Source organism: Rhodococcus opacus (assembly GCF_012396235.1).
In the GTDB taxonomy this organism is placed as follows: domain Bacteria; phylum Actinomycetota; class Actinomycetes; order Mycobacteriales; family Mycobacteriaceae; genus Rhodococcus_F; species Rhodococcus_F opacus.
Map to the genome: position 1 here is coordinate 148,364 of NZ_JAAXPA010000016.1, position 23,235 is coordinate 171,598.

Below are 23,235 nucleotides of genomic sequence, written 5' to 3' on the forward strand. Positions count from 1 at the left end.
GCCGCGCCCAGGCGGATTCACGTCCGCTTCTCGCGGCCCCGATCGAATTCCTTGCCACCCCACACGCCGGTCTGACCGGTGGCCCTGGCGAACAGCTCACAGCGCATCCGCAGTGGGCAGTGATGACAGACGTCGCGGGCGTACGCGAAATCCTCCGTCGGGAACGGGAACCACCGGTCCGGCTCGGGGTCGGCGCGGCACGCGGCGTCAACCCAGCCCGTGGGGTCGTCGGAGGCAGGCAGCAGGGTGGACAGGGTCGTGTCCAGGACGTCGGTCATCGGGAAATCTCCCCTTCCCGGGAGAAGGTCGGTCGGGTGGCGGCGGGTGCGGGGATCTCGCGGCTAGACCGCCGCGAGATCCCTCCAGATCTGCCGCTGCGCCTTTTCGATGTGCCGGGGCGCCTTCGGCTCCCAGAGGAGCGGCATTCCCGCCTCCTCCGGTGTGCGGTCGGCCTTCCTCTGGTTGCAGGGGATGCAGCAGGCCACGAGGTTGGCCCACGTGTTCGGGCCGCCGCGGCTCCTCGGCAGCACGTGGTCGATGGTCGTCGCGACCGGCTCGGCGCAGTAGCCGCACCGATTGCGGTCGCGCCGGAACACGCCCGCGAACGTCGCGCGGCTGCTGTCGGTCACCAGCACGGAATGCGGGACGTGGACGTAGCGCAGCAGACGAATGGTCCGCGGCAGGCTGATCTCGACGTGCTGCGAGCGAATCGGGAACGGCGGCTCCCGATCCGCGACCGTCTCGGCCGCACCGACACTGATCAGCACGACGGCGCGCTCCGCGGGGATCCCGCAGAGGGCCTCGTACGTGACATTGAGGACCAGCACATCCGCGCGCGACCAACTGCGGGCGTCGAGGGTGCTGCCGGGCGGGTTACGGGAGAAGTGCCTCACGGGAGATCTCGGTTCTGTCGTCGGTTCGCGGCGGTGGGGGCACGCCGGGCAACGGAAGTCGAGTCAGGCGTGCCGGGTGGAGCGGTAAGTCTTCGGGGCGGGCATGATCCCGCATTCGCCTTGCCGGCCGGCGGGGAAGGAGGAGGCGGCGCCCGTGCGTGACGGCTGCAACCGGGGTGCGTGGGCTGCGGGCAGTGCGCGCATCGCTACGTCCTTCCTGAACTCGACGTGTGAACCGAACAGAACACGTCGAGCATGACACAGCGCGCCGCCCGCGTCCTGGCATTTTCCGCGTCGTCGGACCCGTGAGCCGGGGCGTGTCGAATCGGACAGGACGCGCGACACGTCCGATGGATGCGGTGAAGTAGCGGTTCTCTCGCTACGGTGTTCGATACGTACCCCGAATGAAGGAGACATCGTGGCACTTCCCCAGCTCACTGACGAACAGCGGGCAGCAGCTCTCGAGAAGGCCGCCGCCGCTCGTAAGGCACGCGCAGAGCTCAAGGACAAGCTCAAGTCCGGTGACATCACCCTCAAGCAGGTCCTTTCCAAGGCAGATGTCGACGACATCATCGGAAAGACCAAGGTCAGCGCCATTCTGGAAGCCCTGCCGAAGATCGGCAAGGTGAAGGCCCAGGAGATCATGGCCAACCTGGAGATCGCTCCGACCCGCCGCCTCCGTGGCCTCGGCGACCGTCAGCGCGACGCCCTGCTGGCGCACTTCAGCTGACACGTTCCCCGGGTGCCCGCCCCATCGCCTTCAGGCGACGGGCGGGCGCCCGGACGCGTCTTTCCTGCCCCCACCCCCGCTAGTGCAACCGGAAGGTTGCGCAAGTAGCCGCCGATATGCAACCGTAAGGTAGCACATTGTCGAGAGGTGAGGATGATCATGAGCGTTCCGGACGCATCCCAGGACAGGATCGAGCGCGAGATCCAGATCGACGCCCCCATCGAGCGGGTGTTCCGGCTGGTGAGTGAACCCGGCTGGTTCATCGGCGACGGCGAACCCGGCAAGACGACCACCACACGCGAAGGCGACGTCTTCGTCGTGGACTTTCCCCCGTACGGGCGCTTCCCGATACTTCCCGTCAAGTCCGACGCACCGCACTACGTCTCGTTCCGTGGGGGAGACGATCCCGCGCAGCCGCTCGTGGAGGGCACGTCCACCCTGGTCGAGTTCTTCCTGTCGGAGCGGGACGGCGGCACGCTCCTCCGCGTAGTCGAGACCGGATTCGCCGCCCTGTACCCGAATGCCGAGCGCCGCGCGGCCGCCTACGAAGGCAATATCGAGGGCTGGGAAATGCAACTGGCGTTCGCCAAGCGTCACGCCGAACGCGGCGAATAGAGCATCTGTCGTGTCGACCTCGCTGACCGCAGTCGGGGGTTGCGGTCAGCGAGGTCGGTGCGCCGCCGTTTCCGGAGGCACGCTCGGATAGTCGTCGGGTCAGTGCACTTCGTTACGCGCCTCGTCCGCTCGGATGCCGGCGCGACGAAATCGGGGAGTACGGACTCGGGTCGATGTCCGGTCGCCGTTCGTCCACGAGATCCGCGAGGATGCGGGCCGAGCCGACCGCCATGGTCCAGCCGACGTGACCGTGACCGGTGTTGAAGTACAGGTTGTCGTGACGCCCCAGCCCGATCATCGGCGGGCCGTCGGGCGTCATCGGGCGAAGGCCCGTCCGGTATCTGGCCGTGCCCAGTCCACCGCGCCGGGGAACAGTTCGTTCCCGGCGTCCACGATGCCCGCGTAGTCGGCGGGCGAGTGACTGCGGTCGTACCCGACGAATTCCGCGGTGGCCGACATTCTCAGCTCGTCACCGAACCGCGACCAGGCGACGAGTGTCTTCTCGTCGATGCCGCCGACCACCGGCGCGCGTTCGGGGTCCTTGACGGTCGCGGTCAGCGTGTATCCCTTGGCCGGGTAGACGGGCAGTCGCAGACCGACACTCCTCGCGACGAGAGCACTCGCGGCCCCGGCGGCGAGGACGAAGGCATCCGCGCGGATGTGGCCCCGATCGGTGTCGGCCGACGTGATGGCCGCACCGTCGGACTCGAGGGCCACGACGGACGTGCCCAGGTGGAACCGGACCCCCAGCCGACCGCATTCCTCGGCGAGCCCCACCGAGAATCGGTGCGGGTCGCCGGTGCCGTCGGTGCGGTCGTGGATCGCACCGGCGAACGTGGCCGTCCCGTGCCGGAGGGCGGGCTCCGCGGCCGCGATCTCCTCGGGTCCCAGCACGTCCTGCAGCTGTCCGTGGTCGCGGAGCAGCTGCGAGTTCACCCGCGCTTGCTCGAGTTCCGCTTCCTCCCGGTACAGGTACAGCACGCCGTTCCGTGTCTGGCAGTACTCCAGGTTCTCGCGGGCGGTGAGTTCGTCCATCAGCTGCTGGCTGTACCGGGCCAGGCGGAGCTTCGCGAGAGTGTTCGACCGCGCCCGGGAGGCCGTGCACTCGCGGAGGAATCGCACACCCCACCGGGCGAGTTCGGCGTCCGCCCGGGGACGGACGCGGATCGAGGTCGACGCGCCGAGCAACGATCGGACCAGCATGGTGGGAGCCGACGGCGACGCCCACGCGTAGGAGTGACCGGGGGCGATCAGTCCGGCGGTGCTCGCGCTGGTGTCGGACGCGACCTCGCTGCGCCGGTCGTACACATGAACCTCGTGTCCGCGTTCGGCGAGAGCGTGGGCGGTCGCGACTCCCACGACCCCTGCTCCGAGTACTGCCACCTTCATTCCGCTTCCTTTCCTTCGGTCGATCCCCGGCCCGTGACGGCGACGGCCTGTATCTCCACGAGCAGCTGCGGGTCCAGCAGGGCCGCGACCACGGTGGCCCTGGCCGGGCGGTGGTCGGCGGCGAACCAGCGCCTCCATTCCTCGTTGAAACGCGGGGCGTCGTCGGCGTTCGCGAGATACACCGTGGCCGAGGCGATGTCGTGCAGGGTGGCGCCTGCCGCGGCGAGGACCCTGTCGAGTCGTGTGAGGGAGTGACGGGTCTGCTCCACCACGTCGGTGCCGACGACGTTGCCGGTGTCGTCGAACGAGACCTGGCCGGAGACGAACACGAGGTCGCCGACCCTGCGCGCCGACGGGTACGGGCTGGTGCCGGTGGTCACCCCGGGCACGTCCACGATGTCACCCATGGTCGGGCTCACCCGCTGTGGTGTCGCCGCGGTCGCCGCGCAGCACTTCCTTGACGTAGAAGCGCCAGCCGAGAAATCCGACCCAGAGGGTGACGGTGACGACGGCGGTGGGTACCCCGTAATAGAGGAGGGTGGGAATCATGCGAATTCTCCTTCGGTGACGCGGACAGCAGGCTGCTGTCGGCGCGGATAGCGGGACGAGGTGGCCATGGCGACCGTGACGAAGACGAGCAGGTTGGCGACGACGCCGGGCACCAGCCCGTCCAGTCCGAACGGAGCGTCGAGGCCCCACTGCCACACCGCGGTGACGATCGCGCCCGCCGTGATCGCCGACAGTGCCGCCGGAGCGGACCGCACGCCGAACAGCACGGCGCCGAACAACGGGACGATGACCGTCGGAGCCCACAGGGTGTAGCTGTAGAGAAGGGCGTCGACGATGGACGGGACGCTGAGGGCGAAGATGGTCGCTCCGGCACCGACGACGACGCTGGTGGCCCGCTCGACGGTGAGCCGCCTCGACGGTGGCAGCTCGGTGGGGCTGAGCGGCTGGTAGATGTCCTTGGTCAGGACGACGGCGGTGGAATTGAGGTAGGAACTGGCCGTCGACATCACGACCGCCATCAGCGCCGCCACCACCAATCCGAGAACGCCGACCGGCATCAGATTCATCACCACGGTCGGAAGCGCCTGATCGCTTTCGATGTCCGGGTACAGGACGAGTGCGATCAACCCGAGAGACGCCGAGGTGAAGAAGAAGAAGAACGAGAAGAACCCGGCCAGTGCGTAGCCCTTACGGGCGTGCCGCGAGTCGGGGGTGGAGAACGTCCGCTGCGCGTACGGCGGGACCAGCGTCTCGCCGAGCAGTAGTGCCGCGAAGAGCGTGAGGAACTGTGCGGGGGAGTAGTCGCCCATGAACGAAAGATGCTCGGCGGGAACGTTGTCCAGGAGAGCCGACGGTCCGCCGACGGCGTCGAGCCCGATGAGGAGCGCCACCGGCAGGAGCACTCCGAGGAAGACGAACTGCAGCAGGTCGGTCTGGATCACCGCCCACGCCCCACCGAACGAGGAGTAGAGAATGACCACTCCCATCCCGATGATCACCGCGGGCACGGTGGGCACGTCGAGGGTGGCGTTGACGACGGTGCCGATGGCCAGGGCCTGGGCGCCGAGGATGCCGGCGCACAGGACGACGGACAGTACGCCGGTGACCAGTCTCGCAGGCCGGCCGTAGTGGGTCTCCATGATGTCGCCGAGGGTGTGGGCGCCGATGTAGTTCTTGAGTCTGGGCGCGACGAAGTAGCCGACGAGCACCGTCTGAACGCCGAACGCGCAGAAGGCGAACATGTACACGTATCCGTCACGCATGGCGGCGCCGGCGACGCCGAGCGATGCTCCGCCGCCGAGGAAGGCTGCGGCCAGGCTGCCGAAGAAGACCGGCCAGATGATCCGGTTGCCTGCCACGGCGAAATCGTCCGGCGACTTGACGCGTCGCATGGTTTGGACGCCGATCAGGACGAGTAGCAGGAAGTAGGCACCGAGAAGTATCCAGTCGAGGATTGCCATGTGAACTCCTAGTTGGGATGAACCCATCGTAGGAACGTCATGTGACCGTAGTCACTAGGCGAGTTGCCCTTGATCTACACTGAGATCGATACCCAATTGTGCGATGTGCACAACTCCCACAAGCGTTCGGAAGGGCAGTCGATGCTGAGTGAGGCTCTGGCGCAACAGATCGCGAACGAGATCACCGACGTCATCGGGTTCAACGTGCTCATCACGGATGCGGCCGGAACGGTGGTCGGCAGCGGGGACGAACGTCGCATCGGCCAGTTCCACGAGGCATCGATCGAGGTGATCCGTGCACGGCGCATGATCGCGCACTCGGCAGCGGACGTCCGCGACCTCGTCGGCAGTCTGCCCGGCGTCACCATTCCGCTCGTCATCGACGGTGACGTGGTGGGCACCATCGGGCTGTCCGGTTCACCCGAGCAGGTCGAACAGTTCGGGCTGGTGGTCAAGCGGCAGACCGAAATCCTGATGCAGGAGGCCTCGCGGATCGGTACCCGGCTGACCTACGAGCGGGCAGCGGAAGAATTGCTCCGCGACATCTGTGACTGGCATCGCTCCACGTTCACCGAGGCCCAGATCTCCCGGCGGGCAACGGGTCTGGGATACGACCTGCGCCGTCCCCGGGTCATGGTGCTGATCAGCTACGACAGTCACACCGACGACGCCGCCGTGGAGGGACGGCCCGTGTCCCTCGAGGTCCTGCGCGCCGTGCAGGACACCTTCGACTCCGCGACCGATCTGGTCGCACCGCTCGCCCGACAGGTCATCGCGGTCACCACCGTGGTGACCGCACCGATCCCGGCTGCGGATTCGGCTTTGACGGACCGGTGCCGGAAGTATGTGTCCCAGATCCGGGAACGAGGATGGGACACCCGCGTGGGGATCGGCTCGATCGCGCACGGGGTCGAGCACCTCAATCTGTCGTCCCAGGACGCGTACGACGCGCTCCGGCTCGGCGCGGTTCTCGACCCACGCGGCCAGGTCTACGACATCGACCGGTTCCGCCTCCATCAGGCCGTCTCGGTGATACCTGCGGAGACCCGTGACAGGCTGTCACGGGCCGTGCTCGGCGCGTTGGCCACCGACAACGACTGGCCGCAGTTGCAGGAGACGCTGATCGCCTGGGGGGAGTGCGGGTTCAACTCCAGCCGGGCGGCGAAGCGGCTGCACGTCCACCGCAATACCCTCGCCAACCGGCTCGACAAGATCGCCCGGCTCCTCGGTCGCCCGCTGGACGAACCGGGTCTGGGCATGACGCTCTACCTCGCCTGTGTGGTGGCGCGGCGGGCCGGCTGAGCCTTCAGCCGGCGTGTGGGTGAACACCACCGGCGCGCCGATCGCCGTGTCGCCGCCGATCGGCGGCATTCTCGATGCATACTCGACACTCTCGAGTGGTTGCTGCACTGGATGCGGCAGACGAACCGGAGGAATCCCTTGAACGACCACCACGTGCAGCTCTTCTCCGAGCTGCACACCACCGCAGGATCCCAGGCAGGCGGCGAGGACGCAGGCGAGGCGCTGCGCCCCGTCGACCCGGAGCATCGCACCGCCACCGAGGTGCACCGCGCGCTGTTCAGCGACCAGTAGCGAGGCGGACGGTAGCCCCGTCGTCGGTCGTCCGTGCGTTCATTAGACTCGACGGGTGACCAGTGCAGCTCCAGAATATCCCCAGAACCGTGCCGATGCCCTCCCGAAGAGCTGGGACCCCAGTTCCGTCGAGGACGATCTGTATCAGGGCTGGGTAGACGCCGGTTACTTCCGCGCGGACCCTCACAGCGACAAGCCGGGCTACTCCATCGTCCTGCCGCCGCCCAATGTGACCGGCAGCCTGCACATGGGTCACGCGCTCGACCACACGTTGATGGACGCGCTGAGCCGCCGCAAGCGGATGCAGGGCTACGAGGTGCTGTGGCTGCCCGGCATGGACCACGCGGGCATCGCGACGCAGACCGTGGTCGAGAAGCAGCTCGCCGTCGACGGCAAGACGAAGGAAGACTTCGGCCGCGAGCTGTTCATCGACAAGGTGTGGGACTGGAAGCGCGAGTCCGGTGGCACCATCGGCGGCCAGATGCGCCGCATCGGTGACAGCGTCGACTGGAGCCGCGACCGGTTCACCATGGACGACGGGCTGTCCCGCGCCGTCCAGACCATCTTCAAGCGCATGTACGACGACGGCCTGATCTACCGGGCCGAGCGTCTCGTCAACTGGTCGCCAGTGCTGCAGACGGCGATCTCCGACATCGAGGTGAAGTTCGAGGACGTCGAGGGCGAGCTGGTCTCGCTGCGGTACGGCTCCCTGAGCGACGACGAGCCGCACGTCGTGGTCGCGACCACCCGTGTCGAGACGATGCTCGGCGACACCGCCGTGGCCGTCCACCCCGACGACGAGCGCTACAAGCACCTGATCGGAACGACGCTCGAGCACCCCTTCACCGGGCGCGACATCCCGATCATCGCGGACGAGTACGTCGATCCCGAGTTCGGCACCGGCGCCGTCAAGATCACGCCTGCGCACGACCCCAACGACTTCGAGATGGGCCTGCGGCACAACCTGCCCATGCCGACCATCATGGACAAGACCGGCAAGATCGCCGACACGGGAACGCAATTCGACGGTCTCGACCGCTTCGAGGCACGGGTCAAGGTGCGTGAGGCGCTCGCCGAGCAGGGTCGCGTGGTCGCGGAGAAGCGGCCCTACCTGCACAGTGTCGGACATTCCGAGCGCACCGGTGAGTCCATCGAGCCGCGCCTGTCGTTGCAGTGGTGGGTGAAGGTCGAGTCCCTCGCGAAGGCCGCCGGCGACGCGGTGCGCAACGGTGACACGGTCATTCACCCGGCCAGTCAGGAACCGCGATGGTTCGCCTGGGTCGACGACATGCACGACTGGTGCATCTCGCGTCAGCTGTGGTGGGGTCACCGGATCCCGATCTGGTACGGCCCCGACGGCGAGGTCGCATGCTTCGGACCGGACGAGACCGCGCCCGAGGGCTGGGTGCAGGATCCCGACGTCCTCGACACCTGGTTCTCCTCCGGGTTGTGGCCGTTCTCGACCATGGGCTGGCCCGAGAAGACGCCCGAGCTCGAGAAGTTCTATCCCACAAGTGTTCTCGTCACCGGTTACGACATCCTGTTCTTCTGGGTGGCGCGGATGATGATGTTCGGCACGTATGTGTCGGAGGACGACGCCATCACTGGGCGGGGCGAGCGAAGCGACGGGGTGTTCAGCGAAGGCAAGTCCGGACCGCAGATGCCGTTCCAGGACGTGTTCCTGCACGGCCTCGTCCGCGACCAGTTCGGCAAGAAGATGTCGAAGTCGCGGGGCAACGGCATCGACCCGCTCGACTGGGTCGACCGCTTCGGCGCCGATGCGCTCCGCTTCACGCTGGCCCGCGGCGCCAACCCCGGCAGCGACCTGTCCGTCGGCGAGGACCACGCGCAATCGTCGCGGAACTTCGCGACCAAACTGTTCAACGCGACCAAGTTCGCCCTCATGAACGGGGCCGCGCCGGCACCACTGCCCGGACGCGGCGAACTGACCGACGCCGACCGGTGGATCCTCGACCGCCTCGAGCAGGTGCGCGGGGAGGTCGACGCCGCATTCGACCGGTACGAGTTCAGCAAGGCGTGCGAGGCACTGTTCCACTTCGCGTGGGACGAGGTCTGCGACTGGTACCTCGAGCTGGCCAAGGTGCAGTTCGCCGAGAACGACACGGTCGCGGCGAACACGCGGGCCGTGCTCGGCAACGTCCTCGACGCCCTGTTGCGCCTGCTCCACCCGGTGATCCCGTTCGTCACGGAGACCCTGTGGAAGGCGCTCACCGAGAACGAATCCGTCGTCGTGGCGGAGTGGCCGCAGTCGAGCGAGACCGCCGCGGATGCGGTTGCGGCGCAGCGTGTCGAGGACATGCAGCGACTGGTGACCGAGGTGCGCCGATTCCGCAGCGACCAGGGGCTCAAGCCCTCGCAGCGGGTGCCCGCGCGGATCAGCGGCATCGCCGAGGCCGATCTGGACACGCAGCTCGCCGCGGTCACGTCGCTGGCGCGTCTGACGGACCCGGAGGACGGTTTCGCGGTGTCCGCGTCGGTGGAGGTGCGCTTGAGCAAGGCGACCGTCACCGTCGATCTCGACACGTCGGGCAACGTCGACCTGGGCGCCGAGAAGGCGCGGCTGGAGAAAGATCTCGCGGCCGCGCAGAAGGAACTCGCCGGAACCACCGCGAAGCTGTCCAACGAGGCGTTCCTGGCCAAGGCCCCCGACGCCGTCAAGGAGAAGATCCGTACGCGTCAGCAGATCGCGACGGAAGAAATCGAACGCATCACCAAGCGATTGAAGGAGCTGGAAGGCGCGTGACCTCGCCCGACTTCACGCCGGAGGAAGTCAGTCCTGTCGACCTCGCGGAGCTGACACTGGTCGAGGCGGAACTCGACAAGCGGTGGCCCGAGACGAAGATCGAGCCGTCCCTCACCCGGATCGCGGCCCTGATGGACGTGCTCGGTTCGCCGCAGCACGGCTATCCCGCCATCCACGTCACCGGCACCAACGGTAAGACGTCGGTGACGCGGATGATCGACGCGCTGCTCACGGCGCTGCACCGGCGCACCGGCCGCACCACCAGCCCGCACCTGCAGCTCGCCACCGAGCGCATCAGCATCGACGGGCGCCCGGTGTCGCCCCGCCGGTACGTCGACACGTACCGGGAGATCGAACCGTACGTGCAGATGATCGACCAGCAGTCGCAGGCGGCCGGCGGCCCGGCGATGAGCAAGTTCGAGGTGCTCACCGCGATGGCGTACGCCGCGTTCGCGGAGGCATCCGTCGACGTCGCCGTCGTCGAGGTGGGTCTCGGCGGGCGTTGGGACGCAACCAATGTCATCGACGGCGAGATCGCGGTGATCACCCCGATCAGCCTCGATCACGCCGAGTATCTCGGCGATGACCTGGCCGGGATCGCCGAGGAGAAGGCCGGCATCATCAAGAAGGGCCGCGAGGACGCGCTCGTGCCCCGCGACGCCGTCGCGATCCTCGCCGAGCAGACGCCGGAAGTGATGGAGGTGCTGCTCCGCCGGGCCGTCGAGGTGGATGCCGCGGTCGCGCGGGAGGGCTCCGAGTTCACGGTGCTGGCCCGGCAGATCGCGGTCGGCGGCCAGCAGCTCGAACTCCAGGGCCTCGGCGGGGTCTACACCGACATCTTCCTGCCCCTGCACGGGGAGCACCAGGCGCGTAACGCGTCGCTCGCGCTCGCGGCCGTGGAGGCGTTCTTCGGTGCGGGCCCGGAACGGCAGCTCGACCAGGAGGCCATCCGGGAGGCGTTCGCCTCGGTCGTCAATCCGGGCAGGCTCGAACGTGTGCGCAGCGCCCCGACCGTCTTCCTCGACGCCGCGCACAACCCGGACGGGGCTCGTGCGCTCGCCGCCGCCCTGACCGCCGAGTTCGACTTCCGCAAGCTGGTCGGCGTCGTCAGCGTGATGGGGGACAAGGACGTCGACGGCATCCTGTCGGCGCTGGAACCGGTGTTCGACGAGCTCGTCGTGACGAACAACGGTTCGGCGCGGGCCATGGACGTCGACGATCTCGCCAATCTCGCGGTCGCCAAGTTCGGCGACGAACGCGTCGTCGTGGCGCCCACACTCGCGGACGCGCTGGAAACGGCCATCGGACTGGCCGAGGAGGTCGCCGAGCCGGGTGAAGCAGTATCGGGGGCGGGCGTCGTGGTCACCGGATCCGTGGTGACCGCCGGTGCGGCCCGCACCCTCTTCGGAAAGGACCCAGCGTGAGCGAGCCAGACTCGAGTGCTTCGGAACCGGAGTTCGGGCCGCCGACCAAGGACCCGTGGAAGGGATTCCGCGGTGTGGTCGCGGGATCTCTGATTCTGGAAGCGATCGTGGTGCTTCTCGCCCTGCCGGTCGTCGCGACGGTCGGCGGCGGACTGACCTGGTGGTCCGGAACGTACCTCGTGGGGCTGGCGGTGCTCATGATCCTCGGGGCGGGCCTGCAGGGCCGCCCCTGGGCGATGAAGTACAACCTGTTGTTGCAGGTGGGGCTCCTGCTCGGGTTCTTCGTCCACGTGTCGATCGGCTCGGTCGGAGTGGTCTTCGCCATCCTGTGGGGATACCTTCTCTACTTCCGCCGGAATGTCCGCCAGCGAATGGAGCGGGGCCTGCTGCCGGGGCAGCGGGGCTGACCATTTAGGCTGTGCGCCGTGACTGAGCGCACCCTTGTACTGATCAAGCCCGATGCCGTTGCCCGCGGATATGTAGGAGAAATCCTCGGTCGTATCGAGCGGAAAGGTCTGACGATCTCCGCGCTCGACCTGCGCACCGCTCCCGGCGACATCGCAGCCGCCCACTACGCCGAGCACGAAGGCCGCCCGTTCTACCCGGGCCTGCTGGAATTCATCACGGGCGGCCCGCTCGTCGCGGCAGTGCTCGAAGGTCCGCGGGCGATCGCGGCGTTCCGTCAGCTCGCCGGCGGCACCGACCCCGTCGAGAAGGCCGTTCCGGGCACGATTCGCGGTGACTTCGGGCTCGAAGCCCAGGAGAACCTGGTGCACGGCTCCGACTCGGTCGAGTCCGCCGAGCGCGAGATCGCCCTCTGGTTCCCGCACCTCGCCGCCAACTGATCTACCTCTCCACCCACCCCTCGACCCACCGGCCTGCCCTCCGGGCCGGCGGCGCCCTCGCGTGCGGAACATGTTCCAGACCGATACGTGCGCCGCTGGCACGGACTGCGGCACACGTGTGGGATACTGAGGGTGGTCGGACCGCAATTTGTGCACCACGTGGCTTCGACCGGATGGCACCACGGCTCGATGCCCTTCATCGCTGCCCCTACGTCAACAGGAAATACCTGGGCGTTCGGCACGCTGGATGATCAGGCGCTCGCGCCACGGACGACGGCCATCCGCAAGGCACTACACGGGCGTGCAGTGAAAACGGACACTGCACGCGCTGTGTGGAGCGAGACCAGACAATCTCGCGCTCACATCTGGGGCGCGAGTACACATACTGCGCCCTCGCGTGGCCGCGTGACACCCCCAGACACGGGAGTGGACGCGCCCGGGGGCTGAGGAGACTACGTGGCCGATCAAGCGCCGCCCACAAATTCAGAGCCGAACGAATCGGCCACCGCCGGGAGCGCGGTTCCCGCTCTTCCGGAGAAGATTCGCGTTCACGCCCTCGCGAAGTTGCTGGGCGTGACGAGCAAGCAGGTTCTCGCCGAGGCTGCGGCCCTCGGAACCGAACTGCGCAGCGCGCAGTCGAGCCTGCAACGCGACGTCGCCGAGCGTGTGCACGCAGCTTTCACCGCTGCGCAGAACGCTCCCACCGAGCCACCCGCAGCGGCCGAACCGGCCGCGGAGACCCCGGCCGCCGAACCGGTCGCGGAGACCCCGGCCGCCGAACCGGCCGTCGAGGTCGCGCCGGAACCGGTCGCGGCTGCCGACGTCGAGGAAGCGGCGGTCGAGCAGACTCCCGCTCCGGCGGTTCCCGCCGAGGAAACTCCCGCCCAGGAACCCGTCGCGGAGGAGGCCGCGGTTTCCGAGCGCGACCTCGGACGTGACCTGTTCACCACCGCGTCCTACCAGGTCGAGGCGCCCGCCGCCGAGCCCGCCGTGGAGACCCCGCCCGCCGTCTCGCAGGTCCCGCTCTTCCTGCAGCCCGACCTCGCGGCGGTCGAGACCCCGCCGCGTCGCCGCCGCAGTCGCCGGGACGCCGGGACCCCGGAACCCACCACCGAGCAGCCGCCCGTCGTCGAATCGCACGACGAGGTGCCCGAGACCGCGAAGGCCACGGACACCGGAACCGCCGAGACCGAGACGGACGAGTCCGACGTCGACGGCGACCAGCCGCGTCGTCGTCGCCGCGGCCGTCGCGGCCGTGGTCGCGGACGGGGCGAACAGCAGAACGAGCAGGACACCGACACCGACACCGAGGGTCCCGAGGCCGAGGAATCCGCGCGGGAATCCGCGCGCGAGGAGAAGGTCGCCGAGACACCGGCTCGGGAGCTCGAAGAGAAGCCGAAGAAGGAGTCCGAGGAGAAGCCCGCTGAGGCCGAGCAGGCCGAGGCGGAGTCCGGTGACGAAGAGGCCGGTGAGGGCGACTCCGACGGGTCGAGCCGTCGCCGCCGTCGCCGTCGTCGTCGCAAGTCCGGTGGCGAGGGGGCGGGAGAGGCCACGTCCGAGGACGATCCGCCGAACACCGTCGTCCACGAGCGTGAACCTCGCAACAAGAGCCGCTCGAAGGACGAGGTCCAGGGCATCACCGGTTCGACGCGGCTCGAGGCGAAGCGTCAGCGTCGCCGTGACGGCCGGGATGCCGGCCGCCGGCGTCCGCCGATCCTGACGGAATCGGAGTTCCTGGCCCGCCGCGAGGCCGTCGACCGCGTGATGGTGGTGCGCGACCGCATCGCCACCGGGCAACCGCACGCGACGACGCAGGTCGCCGTGCTCGAGGACGGCGTCCTCGTCGAACACTTCGTGACCACGTCGGCGTCGGCATCGATGGTCGGCAACGTGTACCTCGGACGCGTCCAGAACGTGCTGCCCAGCATGGAAGCCGCGTTCATCGACATCGGCCGCGGCCGCAACGGCGTGCTGTACGCGGGTGAGGTCAACTGGGAGGCCGCCGGGCTCGGCGGCAACTCCCGCAAGATCGAGCAGGCTCTCAAGCCGGGCGATCAGGTGCTGGTTCAGGTCAGCAAGGACCCGGTCGGGCACAAGGGTGCGCGGCTGACCACGCAGATCAGTCTCGCGGGCCGCTTCCTGGTGTACGTGCCGGGCGGCACGTCCACCGGCATCAGCCGCAAACTCCCCGACACGGAGCGCAAGCGCCTCAAGGACATCCTGCGCGACATCGTGCCCTCGGACGCCGGAGTCATCATCCGGACCGCGTCGGAGGGTGTGAGCGAGGAGGAACTCGCTCGCGACGTGAAGCGCCTGCAGGACCAGTGGGCCGGGATCGAAGCGCAGGCCGCGAAGGCGGAATCCGGCAAGTCCGGTAACCCGCAGGCCCTGTACGAGGAGCCCGACCTTCTCGTGAAGGTCATCCGCGACCTGTTCAACGAGGACTTCTCCAAGCTCGTCATCGAGGGCGAGAAGGCCTGGTCGACGGTCGAGTCGTACATCAAGTCCGTGGCCCCCGATCTCATGCCGAGGCTCGAGCAGCACACGTCGGACAACGGTGTCGACGTCTTCGTGGCGCACCGCATCGACGAGCAGCTGGCGAAGGCGCTCGACCGCAAGGTCTGGTTGCCGTCCGGCGGCACGCTCGTGATCGACCGCACCGAGGCCATGACCGTGGTCGATGTCAACACCGGCAAGTTCACCGGTGCCGGCGGAAACCTCGAGGAGACCGTCACCCGGAACAACCTCGAGGCGGCCGAGGAGATCGTCCGGCAGATGCGCCTGCGCGACATCGGCGGCATGATCGTCGTCGACTTCATCGACATGGTGCTCGAATCGAACCGCGACCTCGTGCTGCGACGGCTGACGGAAGCCCTGGGCCGGGATCGCACCCGCCACCAGGTGTCCGAGGTCACGTCGCTCGGTCTGGTCCAGATGACGCGGAAGAAGTTGGGCACCGGACTGGTCGAGGCGTTCTCGACGACGTGTGAGCACTGCCACGGCCGGGGCATCCTCGTCCACGCCGAGCCGATCGAGGTGAAAGCCTCCGAGGACAACGGTGCGCGCGGCGGGTCGTCCCGCGGCGGCGACTCCGGTGGCTCCCGCAAGAAGCGGGGACGCGACAAGTCGTCCGGCGGGGAGACGTCGCAGCCTCCCGTGCACGAGGAGACCCCGACGGTGGACGCCACCGTCAAGCGGGCCCACCCGGTCGCTCTCGCGATGGCACACCACCATCACGAGGAGGAGGCCGCGCACGCACACAGCGGGCACGAGGCGGAATCCGCCGCGCAGCCCGCGGCGGCGGTTCCCGAGCCCGAGCAGCCGGTCGCCGTGGAGGCGGAGACGCCGGCGGCTGACCTGCCCGGCATCGAAGAAGCCGTGGCCGAGGCCCCGGCAGCGGTCGCCGCGGAAGCCGTCGTGGCACCCGAGGCGGAGGAAGTCGTCGTCGAGGAAGCTGTCGTCGAGGAAGCCGTGGCCGAAGAGCCGGTCGTCGAACCTGCGCCGGCCGAAGAGGCTCCGGTCGCCGAGACCCCGGAACCCGTCGTGGAGCGCGAGCCCGAGCCCCAACCGGAGCCGGTGGCCCCGCCGCGGCGCAGGAGTCGTCGGGTGTCGAGGGCAGCGGCCGCGCCGGTGTCCGAAACCCCGAGCGCCGGGACCGTGTTCGTGATCCCGACATCGGAGACCGGCGCGGAGCACGCACCGGAGCCGGAACCGGCCATGTCGGCTTCGGCCGTGAGCGGACCGCCCGCGTCCTCGCCCGACGGCGCGGATGCGCAGGCAGCGCCGCGCAGGCCGCGGCGCCGCCGGGCGGCGGCACGTCCCGCCGGCCCGCCGGTGGACGCCGACAACTGACGAGGGAGCGCGGGAAGGCAATCGACGCCGGTTTGTACGGAACGGTTGCCTTCCTGTAACCTTGACCAGTCGCTACTCGGCGATGAAGGTCAGCTGTGCCCTCACCTGTGAAGGCTGCGCGATCTCGACCGAGCTAGCCGTCACACCAGACCAGTCGCGCACACTGTGGCGCGAGCAAGTTCGAAGAAGCAAGGGGTAGCCCTCCGATGGCAACGTACGCGATCGTCAAGACCGGCGGAAAGCAGTACAAGGTCGCTGTTGGTGACCTCGTCAAGGTCGAGAAGATCGAGGGTGAGCCCGGCACTGCTGTCTCGCTTGCTCCCGTTCTCGTCGTCGACGGATCCGATCTGACGACCGACGCCGACAAGCTGGCCAAGATCTCGGTCACGGGTGAGGTCGTCGAGCACACCAAGGGCCCGAAGATCCGGATCCACAAGTTCAAGAACAAGACCGGCTACCACAAGCGTCAGGGCCACAGGCAGAAGCTGACGGTCCTCAAGGTCACCGGCATCAAGTAGCTAGAGCTTCAGAGCTGATTTCACCCGAGGAGGGTCAAGAACATGGCACATAAGAAGGGTGCATCCAGCTCCCGTAACGGTCGCGATTCAAATGCTCAGCGACTCGGCGTGAAGCGTTTCGGCGGCCAGTCCGTCAGCGCCGGCGAGATCCTGGTGCGTCAGCGCGGAACCCACTTCCATCCCGGCGTCAACGTCGGTCGTGGCGGCGACGACACGCTCTTCGCGCTCTCTGCCGGTGCCGTCGAGTTCGGCACCAAGCGTGGACGCAAGACCGTGAACATCGTTCCGGCGGCGGCAGAGGCCTAGTCCTGCCGCGAGTATGCATCGTCCCGTGAGGGACGTTTCAAGCTCCCAATAGGGGCGGACCTGGGTCGAGATACCCGGTCCGCCCCTATTGTTTTTTTCAAGAGTGAGATCAACACAATTGGCTGAGGAAGGATCCGGCAGTCATGTCCCGATTCATTGACCGCGTCGTGCTGCACGTCAGCGCCGGAAAAGGCGGCAATGGCTGCGCCTCCGTACACCGGGAGAAGTTCAAACCACTCGGTGGCCCGGATGGCGGCAACGGCGGGCGTGGCGGTGACGTCGTGCTCGAGGTGGACGGCAACGTCCACACCCTCCTCGACTTCCATTTCCACCCCCACGCGAAGGCCACCAACGGCAAGCAGGGGATGGGGAGCAACCGTGACGGCGCCCAGGGCGACGACCTGATCCTGAAGGTCCCCGACGGCACCGTCGTCCTCGACGAGGACGGGCGTATCCTCGCCGACCTCATCGGTGTCGGCACCCGCTTCGAGGCCGCCCAGGGTGGCCGCGGCGGACTCGGCAACGCGGCCCTGTCGTCGAAGGCGCGCAAGGCGCCGGGCTTCGCGCTCCTCGGTGAGGACGGTGTCGAGCGGGAACTGGTCCTCGAACTGAAGTCCGTGGCCGATGTCGGGCTGGTCGGGTTCCCGTCGGCGGGTAAGTCCTCACTCGTGTCCGTGCTGTCGGCGGCGAAGCCGAAGATCGCCGACTACCCGTTCACGACGCTCGTGCCGAACCTCGGTGTGGTGTCGAGCGGCGACACCACGTTCACGGTGGCCGACGTGCCCGGGTTGATCCCCGGCGCGAGCGACGGCCGCGGGCTCGGACTGGACTTCCTGCGCCACCTCGAGCGGTGCGCCGTGCTGGCCCACGTCGTCGACTGCGCGACGCTCGACCCGGGCCGCGACCCGATCTCCGACATCGACGCACTCGAGGCGGAACTCGCCGCGTACAAGGGCGCGCTGTCCGGCGACGCCGGGCTCGGTGACCTCGCGGACCGGCCCCGCATCGTGATCCTGAACAAGGCGGACGTGCCGGAGGCGGCCGAGCTGGCCGAGATGGTCACCCCCGATCTCGAGGCCCGCGGGTGGCCTGTCTTCACGATCTCGGCTGTCAGCCGAGAGGGATTGCGCCCGTTGACGTTCGCGCTGGCGAAGCTGGTTGCGGACTACCGTGAGGCGCACCCGAAGGCCGAGCCGAAGCGTCAGGTGATCCGCCCGGTGATCGCGAACGAAAACAGCTTCAGCGTCGTCGCCGACCCCGAGATCCCCGGTGGGTTCATCGTCCGCGGCACGCGGCCGGAGCGCTGGGTGCGGCAGACGCAGTTCGACAACGACGAGGCCGTGGGCTACCTCGCCGACCGCCTCGCGCGACTCGGCGTGGAGACCGAGCTCGTCAAGCAGGGTGCGGAGCCGGGAGCGTCCGTCACGATCGGCAACGTGAGCTTCGACTGGGAGCCCCAGACACCGGCCGGCGTCGATCTCACCCGCACCGGCCGCGGTACCGACCCGCGTCTGGATCAGGTCGAGCGCATCGGCGCGACCGAACGCAAGCACGCATCCAGGGTCCGTCGCGGTCTCGAAGGCCTCGACCCCGAAGACCAGTGAGCGCCACCCGGCGCACGATCGCGTCGGCGGGCAGCATTGTCGTGAAGATCGGATCGTCCGCGCTGACCAGTCTGGTCGGCGGGCTCGACGTCCGTCGCCTCGACGAGCTGGCCGATGCGATCGAGGCACGGATGCGTGCCGGTTCCGACGTGGTCGTCGTGTCGTCCGGGGCCGTGGGCGCGGGTCTGGCTCCGTTGGGGCTGACCAAGCGGCCGCGGGACCTGGCGACGAAGCAGGCCGCCGCGAGCGTCGGCCAGCTGGCGCTGGCCCACGCCTGGGGCACGTCGTTCGCCCGATACGGGCGCACCGTCGGGCAGGTGCTGCTCACCGCGGACGACATCGCCCGCCGCGCGCAGCACCGCAACGCGCAACGCACTCTCGACCGCCTGCGCGCGCTGCACGCGGTCGCGATCGTCAACGAGAACGACACCGTCGCGACGGCGGAGCTGCGCTTCGGCGACAACGACCGGCTCGCGGCGCTGGTCGCGCACCTGGTCGGCGCCGACGCGCTGGTCCTGCTGTCGGACGTCGACGGGCTGTACGACGGCGACCCCCGCAAGGGCAATGCGACGCTGATTCCCGAGGTGAACAGCCCTGAGGATCTCGACGGGGTGGTCGCAGGCTCGGGCGGCGCTCTCGGCACCGGCGGGATGGCGTCCAAGCTGTCGGCAGCGCGCCTCGCGGCCGATGCCGGCGTGCCCGTGCTGCTCGCCGCCGCCTCGGACGCCGGGGCAGCGCTACGGGACGCCGGGGTGGGGACGGCATTCGCGGCCCGGCCGTCCCGGTTGTCGGCGCGCAAGTTCTGGGTACGCCACGCCGCGGACGAGCAGGGGATCCTGCACATCGACGAGGGCGCTGTGCGTGCCGTCGTCACCAAACGGCGGTCGTTGCTGCCCGCGGGGATCAGCGCGGTGTCGGGGCGGTTCTACGGCGGCGACGTCGTGTCGCTCCTCGGCCCCGACGAGCGTCCCGTGGCCAGGGGTGTCGTGGCGTACGACTCCGCCGAGATCAGCGACATCCTGGGCAAGTCGACCCAGGAACTGCCCGCGGAGATGCAGCGCCCCGTCGTCCACGCGGACGATCTGGTGCCGCTCTGACGGTCACGCGGGCAGCGCGGAGGACGCGTCGAGCAGTGCGGTGAGTGCCTCCGAGCAACCGGCGTGGAGGGTGAGGGTGGCGAACTCGTCGCCGCGTGTCGTCCCCCTGTTGACGATGACGATGGGGATTCCGCGCTTGGCGGCGTGCCGGACGAACCGCAGTCCCGACATGACGGTGAGCGACGAGCCGGCCACCAGGAGCGCCTCGGCCTCGTCGACCACGTCGTAGGCGGCGGCGACCCTCGGTTTCGGGACGGATTCGCCGAAGTACACGATGTCGGGTTTGAGAAGTCCGCCGCACGCCTCGCAGTCGACCATCCGGAAATGCCCGGTGCTGGTGATCACCGCGTCGGCGTCCGGTGCGATCTCCACTCCCCGTGCGGCAGAGACGGTTTCGGCGAAACCGGGGTTCGCACGCTCGAGCCGGTCGGCGAGCGTCGCCCGCGAGATCAGGGCGTCGCACGCCAGGCACCGGACTTGGGCGTACGTGCCGTGCAGGTCGATCACCCGGCGACTGCCGGCCTTGGTGTGCAGCAGGTCGACGTTCTGGGTGATGACGGCACGCGCGACACCGGCCCGTTCGAGCCCCGCCAGCGCGCGGTGGCCCGTGTTGGGCCGGGCGGCGTCCATGTGCCGCCAGCCGAGGTGGTTGCGCGCCCAGTAGTGGCGGCGGAAGTCGGAGTCCCCGGTGAACTGCTGGTACGTCATGGGATTGCGCGGCGGCGACTCCGGACCCCGGTAGTCGGGAATTCCGGAGTCGGTCGAGATGCCGGCGCCGGTGATCACACACAGGCGCCGGCCACCGAGTACGTCGATCAGTCGGGCGAACACGCACTCCAGGGTAGCGCCGGCTCAGTACCCGACGACAGGATCGATCAGAGCGGTGAGATTCTCACCTGCGACGAAGCGGGCGACGTTCAGCGCCACGTGCTCGGCGAACGCCGGGGGCCGGACCGCAGGCGGGTTGGAATCGTGGGGGGTGATGATCACGTTGGGCAGATCCCACAGCGGGTGGCCGTCGGGAAGCGGCTCGGGATCGGTGACGTCGAGTCCCGCACCGCCGATCGTTTTGTCCCGCAGCGCTTTCACCAGTGCGTTGGTGTGCACGAGCGAGCCGCGCGCGACGTTGATCACCCACGCGGTCGGCTTCATCTGCGCGAACTCCGCCGCCCCGACCAGATGGTGCGTGGCGTCGGTGGCGGGAGCCCCGATCACGAAGTGGTCCGCGCGGGCCCACACCTCGCCGAGACGGGTGGTGGGGAGCGTCTCGATCGCGCCCGGCACCGGGCTTCCGGAGCGATTCACCGCGATGACGTCGGCCCCGACACCCGCGAGCATCGGGATCAGTGCCCGGCCGATTCCGCCGGCACCCACGATCGCGACCGTGGTGCCCCGCAGGGTGCCGATCTTCGAGAAGAACTCCTGCTGACGCCAGGTCTTCGCCTCGAGGTGCTCCGGTAGTGCCCGCACCCCGGCCAGCAGCAGCGTCAGAGCGTGCTCGGCGACGGTGGCGGCGAACGCGCCCGCCGCCGACGTCCACAGCACGGTGGTGTCAGGTCTGATCACCTTCGCGGCGAACCACTCCTCGACACCCGCGGAGTTCAACTGCACCCAGCGGATGTTCTCGGGAAGCGGGTCCGGGAACCCGATCGGACCCGCGGTCCAGACCAGGGCGTCCGCGGACTCGAAGGGTGCCACACGGGCGCCGCCCCGGCGCACCGCATCCTCGAGGAGCGGGTCCGGGGCGGGTCCGATGGCTATAGCTGGAACAGCAGCGTCGTCGGCCATGGGGTCGAACTTACGCGGGAACCTCGACCAACGGGTAGACACCGTTTTCGTCGTGGACCTCACGCCCGGTGACGGGCGGGTTGAACACGCACAGCATGCGCATTTCGGTGTCGGGCTCGACACGGTGACGCTCGTGACCGTTGAGCAGGTACATCGAACCGGGGCCGAGTTCGTAGACCTTGTCGTTGTCGAGGTCGATCAACTTGCCGGTTCCCTCGACGAGCCAGACGGCCTCGACGTGGTTGGCGTAATGGAACTCGTTGACCGAGCCCGCCTTGATCGTGGTCTCGTGGAACGAGAAGCCCACTTTGTCGCCGCCGAGGATGATGCGCTTGCTGCGCCAGTTTCCGTCCTCGCTGGTGATGTCGCGCTCGGTGTCGGTGATTTCTGCGGTGGTGCGAACGATCATGTGAGTGTCAGTCCTCTCTCTAGCTGCAAACCTTGCCGGTGGCGTCGGCGAGAATCGCGAGTCCGTGGTCCAGTTCCTCGTCGGTGATGGTGAGCGCCGGCAGGAGCTTGACCACCTCGTCCGACGGTCCGGAGGTCTCCGCGAGCAGGCCCTCGTCGAAGGCGAGCTTGCAGACCTTGCCCGCGTTCTCCGGCTCGTCGAACACGAGGCCCTGGACGAGGCCGCGACCGCGGGTGGAGATGGAGCCCTCGAACTGGTTCGCCAGATCGGTGAACGCCTGGTGGATCTTCTCGCCCTTTTTCAGCGTCGACTGGTGAAGGGTGTCGTCGGACCAGTAGTGGTCCAGCGCCACCTTCGACGTGACGAACGCCGGGTTGTTGCCGCGGAACGTGCCGTTGTGCTCGCCCGGTCCCCACACGTCGAGCTCACGCTTGAACAGCGTCAGCGCCATCGGCAGGCCGTAACCACCGATCGACTTCGACAGGCAGACGATGTCCGGGGTGATGCCGGCGATCTCGAAGGAGAAGAACGGCCCGGTGCGTCCGCAGCCCATCTGGACGTCGTCGACGATCAGCAGGATCTCGCGCTCGGCGCACAGGTCCGCGAGGGCGCGCAGCCACTCGGCGCGGGCGACGTTGACGCCGCCCTCACCCTGCACGGTCTCGACGATCACGGCGGCCGGACGGTTCAGGCCACTACCCGAGTCGTCGAGCACGCGGCGGAACCAGTGGAAGTCCTCGGTGACTCCGTCGAAGTAGTTGTCGAACGGCATCGGGGTGGCGTGCACCAGCGGGATTCCGGCGCCGGCGCGCTTCATCGAGTTACCGGTGACAGACAGGGCGCCGAGCGTCATTCCGTGGAAAGCGTTGGTGAAGTTGATGATCGACGAACGACCCGTCACCTTGCGCGCCAGTTTCAGTGCGGCCTCGACCGTGTTGGTGCCGGTGGGTCCGGGGAACTGGACCTTGTAGTCGAGACCGCGGGGTTTCAGGATCTTGTCCTGGAACGTCTGGAGCAGGTCGCGTTTGGCCACGGTCGACATGTCGAGACCGTGCGTGATGCCGTCGCTGACGATGTAGTCGACGAGCGCCGACTTCAGGACCGGGTTGTTGTGGCCGTAGTTCAGCGAACCGGCACCGGCGAAGAAGTCGAGGTAGTCGCGACCGTTCTCGTCGCGGATCCACGATCCGGACGCCGACTCGAAGACGGCGGGCCAGCCGCGGCTGTAGCTGCGAACCTCGGATTCGAGGTTGTCGAAAATGTTCGTATCGAAGTTAGTCATGTTGCTGCATTCCTCCGGGGCATGCTCTTAGAGCGTGTCTCATGTGGATGAAGTGATGTGTGGGACATAATGTGACGCGTGGTAGATGAGTTGTCACTGAGGTTGGTTCCGGATGTGTTGTGGGAGATAGTCGCACCGTTGATTCCTCCTTTTGTC

Annotated in this window: 23 protein-coding genes and 1 pseudogene; 13 read left to right on the forward strand and 11 right to left on the reverse strand. The window is 68.2% G+C overall.

The features are described 5' to 3' along the window. Positions 1-17: 17 nt before the first annotated feature. The 3 genes from HGB39_RS21875 to HGB39_RS21885 all read right to left on the reverse strand — a co-directional run bounded on the left by HGB39_RS21875 (position 18) and on the right by HGB39_RS21885 (position 1,097). On the reverse strand, positions 18-278 hold the full coding sequence (locus tag HGB39_RS21875) for a WhiB family transcriptional regulator (RefSeq protein ID WP_005567603.1): 261 nt from the start codon (positions 276-278) through the stop codon (positions 18-20). A 63-nt stretch (positions 279-341) separates the two neighbouring features. Beyond that, on the reverse strand, positions 342-893 hold the full coding sequence (locus HGB39_RS21880) for an HNH endonuclease (RefSeq protein ID WP_005567601.1): 552 nt from the start codon (positions 891-893) through the stop codon (positions 342-344). A gap of 63 nt (positions 894-956) precedes the next feature. Further along, a complete protein-coding gene (locus HGB39_RS21885; protein ID WP_155756001.1) occupies positions 957-1,097 on the reverse strand; it encodes a hypothetical protein in 141 nt (46 codons plus the stop codon). A 214-nt stretch (positions 1,098-1,311) separates the two neighbouring features. Between HGB39_RS21885 and mihF the strand changes: the two genes are divergently transcribed. Together mihF and HGB39_RS21895 are read left to right on the forward strand one after the other, a co-directional pair. Beyond that, positions 1,312-1,623: an integration host factor, actinobacterial type gene (gene mihF / locus HGB39_RS21890; RefSeq protein WP_005248100.1), complete on the forward strand. Its 312-nt coding sequence runs from the start codon at positions 1,312-1,314 to the stop codon at positions 1,621-1,623. A gap of 153 nt (positions 1,624-1,776) precedes the next feature. After that, entirely contained in the window at positions 1,777-2,238 is a 462-nt protein-coding gene (locus HGB39_RS21895) for an SRPBCC family protein (RefSeq protein ID WP_005567598.1), read from the forward strand. 112 nt (positions 2,239-2,350) lie between these two features. Here the strand turns inward: HGB39_RS21895 and HGB39_RS21900 are convergent. From HGB39_RS21900 to HGB39_RS21915, 4 genes and pseudogenes are all read right to left on the reverse strand, one after another. Next, positions 2,351-3,627, reverse strand: a pseudogene (locus tag HGB39_RS21900) (D-amino acid dehydrogenase). Next, positions 3,624-4,034 (reverse strand): RidA family protein, encoded by a 411-nt coding sequence (locus tag HGB39_RS21905; protein ID WP_005567595.1) that lies wholly within the window; start codon positions 4,032-4,034, stop codon positions 3,624-3,626. Before HGB39_RS21905 ends, HGB39_RS21900 begins: the two are co-directional and overlap by 4 nt. Beyond that, on the reverse strand, positions 4,027-4,176 hold the full coding sequence (locus tag HGB39_RS21910; RefSeq protein ID WP_005567593.1) for a hypothetical protein: 150 nt from the start codon (positions 4,174-4,176) through the stop codon (positions 4,027-4,029). The genes HGB39_RS21905 and HGB39_RS21910 overlap by 8 nt, the downstream gene beginning before the upstream one ends. Further along, positions 4,173-5,597: a sodium:solute symporter family protein gene (locus tag HGB39_RS21915; protein WP_005567591.1), complete on the reverse strand. Its 1,425-nt coding sequence runs from the start codon at positions 5,595-5,597 to the stop codon at positions 4,173-4,175. Before HGB39_RS21915 ends, HGB39_RS21910 begins: the two co-directional genes overlap by 4 nt. A gap of 141 nt (positions 5,598-5,738) precedes the next feature. Between HGB39_RS21915 and HGB39_RS21920 the strand changes: the two genes are divergently transcribed. The 11 genes from HGB39_RS21920 (at position 5,739) to proB (ending at position 19,600) form a co-directional block, all read left to right on the forward strand. Continuing rightward, entirely contained in the window at positions 5,739-6,899 is a 1,161-nt protein-coding gene (locus HGB39_RS21920; RefSeq protein ID WP_206032608.1) for a CdaR family transcriptional regulator, read from the forward strand. A 138-nt stretch (positions 6,900-7,037) separates the two neighbouring features. After that, the gene (locus tag HGB39_RS38915) at positions 7,038-7,190 is read left to right on the forward strand and encodes a hypothetical protein (protein ID WP_231137662.1); all 153 of its coding nucleotides are present in this window, start codon (positions 7,038-7,040) and stop codon (positions 7,188-7,190) included. 55 nt (positions 7,191-7,245) lie between these two features. Beyond that, positions 7,246-9,954: a valine--tRNA ligase gene (locus tag HGB39_RS21930; RefSeq protein ID WP_005567585.1), complete on the forward strand. Its 2,709-nt coding sequence runs from the start codon at positions 7,246-7,248 to the stop codon at positions 9,952-9,954. Further along, the gene (folC, locus tag HGB39_RS21935) at positions 9,951-11,378 is read left to right on the forward strand and encodes a bifunctional tetrahydrofolate synthase/dihydrofolate synthase (RefSeq protein WP_064080190.1); all 1,428 of its coding nucleotides are present in this window, start codon (positions 9,951-9,953) and stop codon (positions 11,376-11,378) included. The genes HGB39_RS21930 and folC overlap by 4 nt, the downstream gene beginning before the upstream one ends. Next, on the forward strand, positions 11,375-11,785 hold the full coding sequence (locus tag HGB39_RS21940; protein WP_005248087.1) for a DUF4233 domain-containing protein: 411 nt from the start codon (positions 11,375-11,377) through the stop codon (positions 11,783-11,785). The genes folC and HGB39_RS21940 overlap by 4 nt, the downstream gene beginning before the upstream one ends. Before the next feature lie 18 nt (positions 11,786-11,803). Further along, on the forward strand, positions 11,804-12,223 hold the full coding sequence (gene ndk, locus HGB39_RS21945) for a nucleoside-diphosphate kinase (protein WP_005248085.1): 420 nt from the start codon (positions 11,804-11,806) through the stop codon (positions 12,221-12,223). Positions 12,224-12,679: 456 nt separating this feature from the next. After that, positions 12,680-16,075 carry a translation initiation factor IF-2 N-terminal domain-containing protein gene (locus HGB39_RS21950; protein ID WP_064080189.1) on the forward strand — a complete coding sequence of 1,132 codons (3,396 nt, stop codon included), beginning with the start codon at positions 12,680-12,682 and terminating at the stop codon, positions 16,073-16,075. A gap of 206 nt (positions 16,076-16,281) precedes the next feature. Further along, positions 16,282-16,593, forward strand: a complete 312-nt coding sequence (gene rplU, locus HGB39_RS21955; RefSeq protein ID WP_005248081.1) for a 50S ribosomal protein L21 — start codon at positions 16,282-16,284, stop codon at positions 16,591-16,593. Positions 16,594-16,635: 42 nt separating this feature from the next. Further along, positions 16,636-16,899 (forward strand): 50S ribosomal protein L27, encoded by a 264-nt coding sequence (gene rpmA, locus HGB39_RS21960; RefSeq protein WP_005248077.1) that lies wholly within the window; start codon positions 16,636-16,638, stop codon positions 16,897-16,899. Between the two features lie 143 nt (positions 16,900-17,042). After that, entirely contained in the window at positions 17,043-18,503 is a 1,461-nt protein-coding gene (gene obgE, locus HGB39_RS21965; protein WP_005572497.1) for a GTPase ObgE, read from the forward strand. Further along, entirely contained in the window at positions 18,500-19,600 is a 1,101-nt protein-coding gene (gene proB / locus HGB39_RS21970) for a glutamate 5-kinase (protein ID WP_005261297.1), read from the forward strand. The genes obgE and proB overlap by 4 nt, the downstream gene beginning before the upstream one ends. A gap of 3 nt (positions 19,601-19,603) precedes the next feature. On the opposite strand, the gene HGB39_RS21975 is transcribed toward proB, so the two are convergent. From HGB39_RS21975 to ectB, 4 genes are read right to left on the reverse strand one after another with little or no spacing between them, the layout of a single operon-like run. Beyond that, positions 19,604-20,431 (reverse strand): NAD-dependent protein deacetylase, encoded by an 828-nt coding sequence (locus HGB39_RS21975; protein ID WP_005575168.1) that lies wholly within the window; start codon positions 20,429-20,431, stop codon positions 19,604-19,606. Between the two features lie 21 nt (positions 20,432-20,452). Further along, positions 20,453-21,388 carry a D-isomer specific 2-hydroxyacid dehydrogenase family protein gene (locus tag HGB39_RS21980; RefSeq protein ID WP_005575166.1) on the reverse strand — a complete coding sequence of 312 codons (936 nt, stop codon included), beginning with the start codon at positions 21,386-21,388 and terminating at the stop codon, positions 20,453-20,455. Between the two features lie 10 nt (positions 21,389-21,398). Beyond that, the gene (locus tag HGB39_RS21985; protein WP_005261294.1) at positions 21,399-21,797 is read right to left on the reverse strand and encodes an ectoine synthase; all 399 of its coding nucleotides are present in this window, start codon (positions 21,795-21,797) and stop codon (positions 21,399-21,401) included. 19 nt (positions 21,798-21,816) lie between these two features. Further along, complete coding sequence (gene ectB / locus HGB39_RS21990) at positions 21,817-23,079, reverse strand: diaminobutyrate--2-oxoglutarate transaminase (RefSeq protein WP_005575164.1); 1,263 nt, start codon at positions 23,077-23,079, stop codon at positions 21,817-21,819. Positions 23,080-23,235: the final 156 nt, after the last annotated feature.